At 64.9% G+C, this 8,230-nt stretch carries 12 protein-coding genes and 1 pseudogene; 7 read left to right on the forward strand and 6 right to left on the reverse strand.

What is annotated here, in order from left to right; genetic code table 11:
* Positions 1–106: 106 nt before the first annotated feature.
* From IP83_RS14185 to IP83_RS14200, 4 genes are read left to right on the forward strand one after another with little or no spacing between them, the layout of a single operon-like run.
* Positions 107–1,003, forward strand: coding sequence for a hydrogen peroxide-inducible genes activator (locus IP83_RS14185; RefSeq protein ID WP_054122885.1), 897 nt, complete (start codon positions 107–109; stop codon positions 1,001–1,003).
* 55 nt (positions 1,004–1,058) lie between these two features.
* Positions 1,059–1,304, forward strand: a complete 246-nt coding sequence (locus IP83_RS14190; RefSeq protein ID WP_054122886.1) for a type II toxin-antitoxin system ParD family antitoxin — start codon at positions 1,059–1,061, stop codon at positions 1,302–1,304.
* Between the two features lie 5 nt (positions 1,305–1,309).
* Positions 1,310–1,606 carry a type II toxin-antitoxin system RelE/ParE family toxin gene (locus tag IP83_RS14195; RefSeq protein ID WP_054122896.1) on the forward strand — a complete coding sequence of 99 codons (297 nt, stop codon included), beginning with the start codon at positions 1,310–1,312 and terminating at the stop codon, positions 1,604–1,606.
* Positions 1,603–1,941, forward strand: a complete 339-nt coding sequence (locus tag IP83_RS14200; RefSeq protein ID WP_054122887.1) for an SMR family transporter — start codon at positions 1,603–1,605, stop codon at positions 1,939–1,941. The genes IP83_RS14195 and IP83_RS14200 overlap by 4 nt, the downstream gene beginning before the upstream one ends.
* Here the strand turns inward: IP83_RS14200 and pgsA are convergent.
* Entirely contained in the window at positions 1,938–2,531 is a 594-nt protein-coding gene (pgsA, locus tag IP83_RS14205) for a CDP-diacylglycerol--glycerol-3-phosphate 3-phosphatidyltransferase (RefSeq protein WP_054122888.1), read from the reverse strand. The genes IP83_RS14200 and pgsA overlap by 4 nt on opposite strands.
* A 137-nt stretch (positions 2,532–2,668) precedes the next feature.
* On the opposite strand from pgsA, the gene IP83_RS14210 reads away from it, so the two are divergent.
* Positions 2,669–3,997, forward strand: coding sequence for an MFS transporter (locus IP83_RS14210; protein WP_054122889.1), 1,329 nt, complete (start codon positions 2,669–2,671; stop codon positions 3,995–3,997).
* A gap of 1 nt (position 3,998) precedes the next feature.
* On the opposite strand, the gene IP83_RS14215 is transcribed toward IP83_RS14210, so the two are convergent.
* Positions 3,999–4,247 carry a hypothetical protein gene (locus IP83_RS14215; protein ID WP_054122890.1) on the reverse strand — a complete coding sequence of 83 codons (249 nt, stop codon included), beginning with the start codon at positions 4,245–4,247 and terminating at the stop codon, positions 3,999–4,001.
* Between the two features lie 101 nt (positions 4,248–4,348).
* Complete coding sequence (locus IP83_RS14220; protein ID WP_054122891.1) at positions 4,349–4,789, reverse strand: EVE domain-containing protein; 441 nt, start codon at positions 4,787–4,789, stop codon at positions 4,349–4,351.
* Positions 4,790–4,851: 62 nt separating this feature from the next.
* Between IP83_RS14220 and IP83_RS14225 the strand changes: the two genes are divergently transcribed.
* Positions 4,852–5,799, forward strand: coding sequence for an isopenicillin N synthase family oxygenase (locus IP83_RS14225; protein WP_054122892.1), 948 nt, complete (start codon positions 4,852–4,854; stop codon positions 5,797–5,799).
* 224 nt (positions 5,800–6,023) lie between these two features.
* Complete coding sequence (locus tag IP83_RS14230; protein ID WP_054122893.1) at positions 6,024–6,461, forward strand: hypothetical protein; 438 nt, start codon at positions 6,024–6,026, stop codon at positions 6,459–6,461.
* A gap of 61 nt (positions 6,462–6,522) precedes the next feature.
* On the opposite strand, the gene IP83_RS14235 is transcribed toward IP83_RS14230, so the two are convergent.
* The 3 genes and pseudogenes from IP83_RS14235 to IP83_RS20685 all read right to left on the reverse strand — a co-directional run.
* Positions 6,523–6,981, reverse strand: coding sequence for a GreA/GreB family elongation factor (locus IP83_RS14235; protein ID WP_054122894.1), 459 nt, complete (start codon positions 6,979–6,981; stop codon positions 6,523–6,525).
* A gap of 289 nt (positions 6,982–7,270) precedes the next feature.
* Positions 7,271–7,987: a hypothetical protein gene (locus IP83_RS14240; RefSeq protein ID WP_054122895.1), complete on the reverse strand. Its 717-nt coding sequence runs from the start codon at positions 7,985–7,987 to the stop codon at positions 7,271–7,273.
* Positions 7,987–8,230, reverse strand: a pseudogene (locus IP83_RS20685) (hypothetical protein); the annotation flags it as partial. The gene IP83_RS14240 and the pseudogene IP83_RS20685, both read right to left, overlap by 1 nt.

An 8,230-nucleotide genomic window follows, 5' to 3' on the forward strand; every position in this document is an offset into this window, starting at 1 on the left:
CGAGCGAAGTCGAGACACCTTGCGCGGCGCCAGGTGTCTCGACTTCGCTCGACACGAACGGCTGTGGCTGTATTCAGGGCCGTCTAAAGCACCCGGCACGCATCAGATGACCACCTACCTCCCCACGCTCAAACAGCTGCAGTATCTCGTCGCGCTGCACGAGCACGGCCATTTCGGCCGCGCCGCTGATGCCTGTTTCGTCTCGCAATCGACACTGTCGGCGGGCCTGCGCGAACTTGAAACGCTGCTCGGCGTGACCTTGGTCGAGCGCACCCGCCGCGTCGTGCGCTTCACCGCGCTCGGCGATCAGGTCGTGGCCAAGGCGCACCGTCTGCTGCGCGAAGGCGAGGAACTCTCCGCGCTCGTCCAGGCCCACGGCGCACCGCTTTCGGGCGAACTGCGCATGAGCGTGATCCCCACCATCGCGCCCTTCCTGCTGCCCCGCATCCTCCCCCGCCTGCGCCATGAGCGGCCCTCGCTGAAGCTGTTCCTGCGCGAGGAGCCCAGCGCCGCCGCCGTCGAATCGCTGCACCATGGCCGCGCCGACTGCGTGCTGCTCGCCTTGCCCTTCGCAACCGGCGAGGTGGAAACCGCGCACCTGTTCCACGACCGCCTGCTCGTCGCCTTCCCCAAGGACGACCCGCGCGATCCGCCGCAGAGCATATCTCCCGCCCTGATCGACGAGGCCCGGCTGCTCCTGCTCGAAGACGGCCACTGCCTCAAGGACCACGTCCTCGCCGCCTGCAACCGCCCCGAACTGCGCGCCAGCGCCAGCGTGATCGGCACGAGCCTGCACACGCTGGTGCAGATGGTCGACAATGGCCTCGGGCTGACGATGCTCCCGGAAATGGCGGTGAAGGCGGGCATCCTGCAGGGCACCCAGATCGTCGCCCGCCCGCTCGAATCCGATCACGCCAGCCGCGAGATCGCACTCGTCTGGCGCAAGAACTCGCCCCGAGCAGAGGAATTCCGCCTGCTGGCAAGCGAACTGGCAGCGGGTTGATAACTGTTGATAAGAGGATTACCCTCTGCGCGGTATCAGATGCAGCGAGGCAGCCATGATCAGCGCCGATCTCGGACCCAAGCTTGAAGAGTTCGTCGCCGAACTCGTGGCCAACGGCCGCTACAACTCCAAAAGCGAAGTCCTGCGCGAAGGCGTCCGCCTGATTCAGGACCGCGAGGCGCGGCTGGCTGCCATTGATGCGGCGATCATGCGCGGCGTGGCTCAGGCGGATGCAGGTCTCGGGACGCCGGCGGAAGAGGTATTTGAACGGCTGGAGCGCAAGTACCGGGCGATGCTGTGAGGACCTTGCCGGTCATCATCACTCCCTTGGCGCAATCGGACATCGAAGCGATAAGCGACTACATCGCGCAGGACAACCCGGCCAAGGCGCGCGCCTTTGCTCGGGAACTTATCGACAAATGCCAGTCCCTTTCAAAGAACCCCGCGCGGTACCCGCTCGCAGAGCGCCTGCCGGGCAACAGGGTCCGCAAGGCGACCCATGGCAATTATCTGATCTTCTATCTGGTCTACCCTGATGGGGTCAGCATCGCCCGCGTGCTCCACGGTGCCACCGACTACGAAGCAAAGCTGGGCGCCTCATGAACCTCCCCCCCGCCCTCACGCTTGCCATCGCCATCGTGGCCGAAGTCATCGCGACGACCGCGCTCAAGCAGTCCGCCGGCTTCACCCGCCCGCTCCCTCTGGTCGTCACCGCCATCGGCTACGCTGTGGCGTTCTGGTTCCTCGCCATCGCGCTGGAGAAGATCCCGACCGGCATCGCCTATGCGATCTGGTCGGGCGTCGGCATCGTGCTGATCACCGCGCTGGCATGGCTTGTCCACGGCCAGAAGCTCGATGCGCCCGCCTTTGCCGGGATCGGCCTGATCATGGCCGGTGTGCTGGTGCTCAACCTGTTCTCGAAGGCCGGGGCCGGTTAATCCATGTGCTTGAGGCCGACGCGCAGGTAATCCCACCCGGTAATCACCGTCAGCACCGCTGCCGCCCATAGCGTGACGAGCCCCACCGTATGCGGCACATTGGCGTTGATCCCGGCAATCATCACCGTCCATCCCGGCGCCCCCTGCCCCAGGATCAGCGCGCCTAAGGCCACAAACTGGAACGTCGTCTTCCACTTCGCCAGCTTCGAGACCGGCACCGAGACCTGAATGCCCCCCAGAAACTCGCGCAGGCCCGATACCGCAATCTCGCGGATCAGGATGATGAGCCCCGCAATCACATGCAGATCGCCGACATAGGGTCCGGTCAGCACGCCCTGCGCCGTCAGCACGAGGATCACCGCCGCCACCATGATCTTGTCCGCGATCGGATCGAGGAAGATGCCCAGCTTGGAAACCGTCCCCTGCGCGCGGGCGAGGTAGCCGTCGAAGTAGTCGGTCACGCCCATCAGGCCATAGACCGCAAAGCCGATCGCATAGCCCATGTGCCATTCCGGCCACCACAGCAGCGCGGCAAGAAGCGGCACGGTGACAATTCTGGACAGCGTTAGCAGATTGGGAAGTGTCAGCATCGTAGGGGCACCATAAGCACGATGACGATGCGAAGAAACTGCAAGTTGTTCACCATGCCCCTTGTCCGCCCCGTGCACCGCGCTATGGGAGGGGCCGACGATGCGAAAGCTGGCAAAACCCGAATGATCACGCTTAAATGACAACAACCGCGCTGCTCATCCGGAAACGCCGCTTTCTGCCGCTGTTCGCAACACAGCTGCTCGGCGCGTTCAACGACAACCTCTACAAGAACGCGATGATCCTCTATGTGGTGTACACCGTATACCATTCCGAGGCTGCCGAAGCGCGCTTCTCCGCCATCGCTTCGGCGGTGTTCATCCTGCCGTTCTTCCTGCTCTCCGCGCTGTCCGGCCAACTGGCGGACATGCGCGACAAGGCGCGGATCATCCGCATCGTGAAGGCGGCGGAAATCGCGATCATGCTGGTCGGCGCGGCGGGGCTGTTCATGGCCTGGCGCGGCATGGCGGTGCAGATCGTCGCAATACCGCTTATGCTCGCCGCGCTCCTCGCCATGGGCGTCCATTCCACCTTCTTCGGCCCGATCAAGTACGCGATCCTGCCCCAGCACCTGCACAAGGACGAAGTGCTCGCCGGCACCGGCCTCGTCGAGGCGGGAACCTATATCTCGATCCTCGCCGGCACGATCTTCGCGGGCTGGATCCCGGTCGAATGGGCCGCGCTGATCTGCATCGGCACGGCCTGCGTCGGTTTCTTCACCGCGCAGTTCGTGCCGCCCGCGCCCCCGCAGATGAAGCCCGAACCGCTCGATTTCAACGTGATCCGCTCCTCGATCACGCTCGTGCGGATGACCACTCGCCACCCCCGCGTGTTCCTCGCGATCGCCGCGATCAGCTTCTTCTGGACCATCGGCGCGGTGCTGTTCATCCAGTTCCCGCCGCTTGCGAAAAACGTGCTCTCCGCCAGCAAGGAAGTGGCCAGCCTGTTCCTCGTCGTCTTCTCGATCGGCGTCGCCATCGGCTCGGTCTCGATCAATCACCTGCTCAAGGGCACCGTCTCGGCCAAGTACGGCCCCGTCTCGGTGATCGTGATGGGCCTGTTCGTCGTCGCCTTCCATGTTGTCTGCAAGATGTGGCAGCACGAAGTCGGCTCGGCGCTGCTGGACGTGCCGGCGTTCTTGATGCAACCGCTCGCCGTCCCGCTGCTGCTCAGCCTCCTCGGCATCGCCATCTCGGGCGGCATGTTCGTGGTCCCGCTCTACGCCTTCCTGACCACGGTGGTCGACAAGGCCGAGACCGCGCGGACGATTGCGGCGAACAACATCGTCAACGCGGGTGCGATGGTCGTCGGCTCGCTCATTGCCATCGGCCTCAGCGCCGCGGGCGTGGCGCTGGCCGATCAGTTGCTGCTTGGCGCCGCGATGTGCCTCATCGCCGCATGGCTCGCCCGCGTGCTCCACAAGGCCGAACTGGCCCATGTGGGCGAGATCGAACACACGTTCGAGTAGATCAGAAGATGAAGGCCGAAACCGCCAGGAAGCAGGCGCAGTAGGCGAGCAGGAAGTCCTTCACGTCCTGCAGCGTGATCCGCCTGGGATCGACCGGCTTCGATCGCACGCCTTCGGGCAATTGCAGCGCCGCCATCGCGGCTTCCACCTCCGGCTCGAACAGCGGGAGCGGGCGCAGCACGTGCGCGGGCAGCGTGCGGCGGAAGGGATGTCCGGCCAGTTCCGGATTCGGGGCGCGTCGCAGGGACATGCCGCCCGTCTTAAGTCTTTATTTACTATCAGGGGAGGCCGCGACTCGGCTCCCTCCCTACCAAAGCGGGACTGTTTCGATCCGGCACAGCTCGCGCCGGTTCAGACCTGCGTCGTCCCGCCCGCCATATCCAGCACGATATCCCATTCCCCGCCGCGCACCGCCGAGACCGAGAGCCGCGACAGCCGCAGCAATTCCATCTCCGCCAGCGAGGGCGTCGCCTTGATCGCCGCCAGTGTCACCGGCGCGTTCAGCTTGGCGACCGGCTTCACCTTCACCGCCGCCCACTTGCCGTCGGGATCGGTCGGATCGGTCAGGCCCGCCACGCTGATCCGCACGATTCCAACGATCTCCTTGCCGATGTTGGAATGATAGAAGAACGCCAGATCACCGACCTGCATCGTCCGCAGGTTCCGCGCCGCCAGATGATTGCGCACGCCGTCCCACGTGCCTTCCCCTTCGGTGATGAGGTCATCCCAGCCATAGACGTCGGGCTCCGACTTCATCAGCCACGCCTGTTCGGTCGCCTTGATTTTGCTCATGCATGCCTTCCGGGATCGCGATATGGGAGGGCTCATAATCGCTCACGGAACCCGCGCAAGTCATGAACCTCGATACCCTCCCCGTCCTCTCGCTGGCCGCCCCATCGGGCAATCTCGCCGAAGAATTGGGCACCAGCTTCCAGCAGTTCGGCTTCGCGCTGGTGAAAGACCACGGCCTCGATCCCGCCCTCGTCACGCGCGGGTGGGAACTGACGGCGGCCTTCTTCGCGCAAGACGAAGTCGCCAAGCGGCGCTGGCACGTGGCAGGCGGCGGCGGACAGCGCGGCTACACCCCCTTCCGCACCGAAATCGCCAAGGGCGCGGCGCATCACGATCTCAAGGAATTCTGGCACGTCGGCCGCGAACTGGCACCCGGCGATCCCCTCGCGGCGACCATGCCCGCCCCAATGCCCGCCAACGTCTGGCCCGATGCACCCGCAGACTTCCGCGAAACCTTCACCGCGCTCTATGCCGAATTCGACCGCATCGGCGCGCAGATTCTCTCGCATATCGCCGTCTGGCTCGGCCTCGCGCCCGATTGGTTCGATCCCGCCATCGACGGCGGCAATTCGATCCTGCGCCTGCTCCACTACCCCCCGATCCCCGGCGATACCGGCGGCGCCATCCGCGCCGGCGCGCATGAAGACATCAACCTCATCACGCTGCTGCTGGGGGCCGAGGAAGCCGGCCTCGAACTGCTCACCCGCGAAGGCCGCTGGATCCCCGCCTCGCCCCCGCCGGGCGCGCTGGTGGTCAATATCGGCGACATGCTCCAGCGCCTGACCAACCACGTCCTGCCCTCGACCACCCACCGCGTCCGCAACCCCGATGGCACCCGCGCCGCGCACAGCCGCTATTCGATGCCGTTCTTCCTCCACCTGCGCAGCGATTTCACCATCCGCACCCTCCCCGGCTGCGTGAGCGCGGACAACCCGGACCGCTACCCGGTCTCGATCACGGCGGACGAATACCTCCACGAACGCCTGCGCGAGATCGGCCTCACCGCCTGAGGCGTATGGAAGGGCTCAAACCCCGGTTTGCACCCTTCCCTCTCCCGTTCGTCATTGCGACCCCGGCCTTGAGCATGGGGAAGCAATCCAGGGCGGTTTTGCGAGGCACTGGATTGCTTCGCTGCGCTCGCAATGACGAAACGAGGCAAGGCGCCTCAGACACACGCGGGTCCGGAGTGCACTCACCGGTTGCCAACCCCAAATGCTTGCGACATCCTGCTCACATGAAGCGTGTCACTGTACTCGGAATTGCCACGCTCGCTCTGGCGAACGGCCCAGCGCCGTCACGCCAGGTAGATGCCGTGTGGGAGCAGGAACAGGCCTATTGGCAAGCCAAAGTGGGTCAGGACAACGCCGTCTACCAACAACTCTGGCACCCGGCTTTTGTCGGTTGGCCTTGCGGCTTCAAAGAGCCCGTTTCCATCCGGCCGCCGCTCATGGTGCCTGATGCGGTCAAGCGCAGCTACGTCATGGATACAAAGGCGGCAACCGAAGCGCCGAACCTCGTAACTGTATTCTATCATGTTCGCGAAACAGATGTCCTTCCCGACGGAAAAGTCGAGATCATAGACAACGATATCACCCATACTTGGGTGCCAACGCCTGCGGGCTGGAAGATCATCAGCGGAATGTGCAAGCAACACGATCAAGCTGCCCATTAGTGGCCGACAGGCTCCGCGCAATCTCGGCCATCCCGCACACCGTCACCTCGCCCCTCACACCTCAGCCACCCACCGCCAGCACCACAATCGCCCCCGCCTTACCGCCAAAGTCGATTTCGTCCCCCACCTCGGCCCCCATCAGCGCGCGGCTGAGCGGGGCGGTGAACGACAGCAGCCCCGCAGCCGGATCGGCCTCGTCATCGCCGACCAGCGTGATCGTCCGCGCCTTGCCACCCATCCGGAACGTGACTGTCGAACCGAACGCGACCGCACCGCCTTCAGGCAGCGGCATCAGTTGCGCCGTCGCCTGCCGCGTGCGCCAATAGCGCAAGTCTCGTTTCACCCGCTTGATCCCGGTCTCCTCGGAAAGGCCCGCCAGCTCCGCCTCCAGCGCCTCGACGCGGGCACCGATCAGCGCAAGGCCGCGCGCCGTCACCAGATTCGGCCCCGGCGGGATCGGCAGCTCGAACTTCGGCTCGAGATGCTCGTCATCACTCTCGCGGCGAAACGCGACGCTCATCGGACAGTCCTTTGCTCCATGCGGGATTGGCCGACATGGGGGAACCGGCGCGGCAGCACAAGAGCGGCAGGCCCCAGCCGATTTTCCTACAGGCGCCGGATGTGGCATGATCGCTGCGCGGGATCAGCAGGACCCGCGCGTTCTTTGATATGGTCAAATCGCCAAAGAGCCGCGCACGCCAGAATGTGTCGCGCTGTCGCTTTTCGCGCTTTTTACAACGCAATTTCAGATATTTGGTAGGGAATCCGAAAAGCGACACACTGTCGCTTTTGTCGCTTTTCGCAGCGGGCTAACCCGCCGTTTCCTGCGGCACCACGTTGTATTTGCGCACCTCGTCCTGGCTCAGGCAATAGCGCGTGGTCTTGTTCTGCGCGGTCGCGACCGCCTGCTGCCGGTACATCACTTCGGTCAGCAGCTTGCGGGAAATGCCCATGCGGATCAGGAAATCGTTGTCCTCGCTGGCGAGCAGCGCGCTGTCCTGCTCGATCTGGCCGATCAGCCGCGTCGTCTCGGCGCTGCCTTCCTCGACCGAGATCTCGATCGTGTCGCGGTCGCCGGTGTGGGTGAACATGTGGACCATGAACACCCCGCCCGGATCAACGAAGCGCCGGTCGCCGCCCATGAACACGAAGTTGCACGCGGAAAAGCAGGTCCAACCCTTGGGAATGCGGGTGACCATGCCGGGATAGCTGCGGATCACCTTGCCCGCCAGATTGCCCGCCCGCGCATCACCGCCGCGGGACTTGATCCACACTTCCTCGATCCGCTCGTCCGCATCGAGCGCGGCCTTGAGCCGCTTCGGCAGCGTCGAATCGATGATGCCGTCCGCGATCAGCACGTGCTTGCCGCCCCTGTCCTCCGCGGTCAGCGCAATCGCCTTGGCCTGCCCCCAGTCGGGTGCGGCGGGGCAGGAGGGGTTGTCCTTGTCCATCACGATGGCAGCAGGCTTCGCCGCGACCAGCGCGATCCCGGCAAGGCCAAGCGCAAGGGCGCGCAGCCGGTCCATCAGGCCATCAGCGCATAGCGCGCCTGCCCGGGCCTGCGGCACATGCGCTTGTTGGCGGTGGTCTCCTCGCCATTGACGATGATTACGTCGCTGACCGTGATGCATTGCAGGCCGCCCTGATCATTGTCGTTGCGCGCCACCACGGTCGACGTGCCCGACACGTTCTCGCGCGTTTCGGAGGTCCACGAGGAGGACGCGCCCACCGGCGGGGGCGCGGCATCCCCCGCCTCGCCGCGGGTCGCC

Origin of the sequence: Novosphingobium sp. AAP93 (genome assembly GCF_001296055.1) — a bacterium.
In the GTDB taxonomy this organism is placed as follows: Bacteria; Pseudomonadota; Alphaproteobacteria; order Sphingomonadales; family Sphingomonadaceae; genus Novosphingobium.

Coding starts and splice junctions, on each gene's coding strand:
- IP83_RS14185 (WP_054122885.1), top strand. CDS start 107: ATGACCACCTACCTCCCCACGCTCAAACAGCTGCAGTATCTCGTCGCG.
- IP83_RS14190 (WP_054122886.1), top strand. CDS start 1,059: ATGATCAGCGCCGATCTCGGACCCAAGCTTGAAGAGTTCGTCGCCGAA.
- IP83_RS14200 (WP_054122887.1), top strand. CDS start 1,603: ATGAACCTCCCCCCCGCCCTCACGCTTGCCATCGCCATCGTGGCCGAA.
- pgsA (WP_054122888.1), bottom strand. CDS start 2,531: ATGCTGACACTTCCCAATCTGCTAACGCTGTCCAGAATTGTCACCGTG.
- IP83_RS14210 (WP_054122889.1), top strand. CDS start 2,669: ATGACAACAACCGCGCTGCTCATCCGGAAACGCCGCTTTCTGCCGCTG.
- IP83_RS14215 (WP_054122890.1), bottom strand. CDS start 4,247: ATGTCCCTGCGACGCGCCCCGAATCCGGAACTGGCCGGACATCCCTTC.
- IP83_RS14220 (WP_054122891.1), bottom strand. CDS start 4,789: ATGAGCAAAATCAAGGCGACCGAACAGGCGTGGCTGATGAAGTCGGAG.
- IP83_RS14225 (WP_054122892.1), top strand. CDS start 4,852: ATGAACCTCGATACCCTCCCCGTCCTCTCGCTGGCCGCCCCATCGGGC.
- IP83_RS14230 (WP_054122893.1), top strand. CDS start 6,024: ATGAAGCGTGTCACTGTACTCGGAATTGCCACGCTCGCTCTGGCGAAC.
- IP83_RS14235 (WP_054122894.1), bottom strand. CDS start 6,981: ATGAGCGTCGCGTTTCGCCGCGAGAGTGATGACGAGCATCTCGAGCCG.
- IP83_RS14240 (WP_054122895.1), bottom strand. CDS start 7,987: ATGGACCGGCTGCGCGCCCTTGCGCTTGGCCTTGCCGGGATCGCGCTG.